Origin of the sequence: Nitratidesulfovibrio oxamicus, from assembly GCF_015731765.1 — a bacterium.
In the GTDB taxonomy this organism is placed as follows: Bacteria; Desulfobacterota; Desulfovibrionia; order Desulfovibrionales; family Desulfovibrionaceae; genus Cupidesulfovibrio; species Cupidesulfovibrio oxamicus.
Genome location: NZ_VRYY01000634.1, coordinates 1 through 1,033, shown reverse-complemented (window position 1 = coordinate 1,033; position 1,033 = coordinate 1). Strand labels below are relative to the sequence as shown.

Here is a 1,033-nt window from a genome sequence, read left to right as displayed (position 1 = left end):
GGCGTGGCCCATGCGGCGGCCCGGCGGGGCAGTGCGCGCGGCAATGAAGCCCAGCACCGGCTTGGCGAAACCGGTGGCGGTCACCCAGCGGGCCAGGTCCTCTTCCGCCGTGCCGCCCACTTCGCCCAGCACCAGCACGGCCTCGGTGGCGTCGTCGTCGCGGATGCATTCGAACAGCGAGATGAAGTCGCTGCCGATGAACGAATCGCCCCCCACCCCGGCGCAGAACGACTGGCCGATGCCCGCCGCCGACAGGCGTGCCGCGGCCTCGTAGGTCAGCGTGCCCGAGCGCGAGAAGATGGCCACCGGCCCCGGCGTGAACACGTAACCCGGCATGATGCCGATCTTGGTGGCCCCCGGCACGATGATGCCCGGCGTGTTGGGGCCGATGACCCGCGTGGGCGACGGCGGCACGTTCTTCAGCGCGGAAAGCATGGCCCGCTGCGGAATGCCCTCCGTGATGCACACCGCCCACGGGATTTCCTCCGCCGCCGCCTCCATGACCGCATCGGGTGCGAAGGGCGCGGGCACGAAGATGATGGAGGCGTCGATGCGGTGATGCCTGCATGCCTCGTGCACCGAATCGTACACCGGCACGCCCAGCACGCTCTGCCCGCCCTTGAACGGGGTTACCCCGGCCACGATGCGCGTGCCGTATTCCTGCATCAGTTGCACGTGGCGCTGGGCCACCTTGCCGGTGATGCCCTGGACCAGCACCTGCGTATCCGGCCCCAGCCACGGCACGCCGCGCCTGCCGGAACGCCGGTAGCCCTTGCGGGCGGCTGGGGGCAGCGGCCACGCCTCGTCGGCCAAAGGGTACGCAACGGGCGGCGCGGCAGGGACCGTGCCCGCAGCACGATTGGCGGTGTCGATCCCCCGCAGGGCGTCCAGCGCGTCGGCCACCTCGTCGGCAATGATCACGTCCGGATGGGCAAAGGCGCGCAGCAGTGCGCGCCCCTCTGCCGATTCGTGCCCGGCCATGCGCACCACCACGGGCTGGGCGGCGCGTTCCGCGCCCAGCGCCTCCATCAGC

General features: G+C 71.5%; 1 protein-coding gene. It reads right to left on the bottom strand.

Annotated features, from left to right (window positions below):
• On the bottom strand, positions 1 to 1,033 hold a 1,033-nt coding region (locus FVW20_RS16515), incomplete at both ends, for a succinate--CoA ligase subunit alpha (RefSeq protein WP_196610445.1).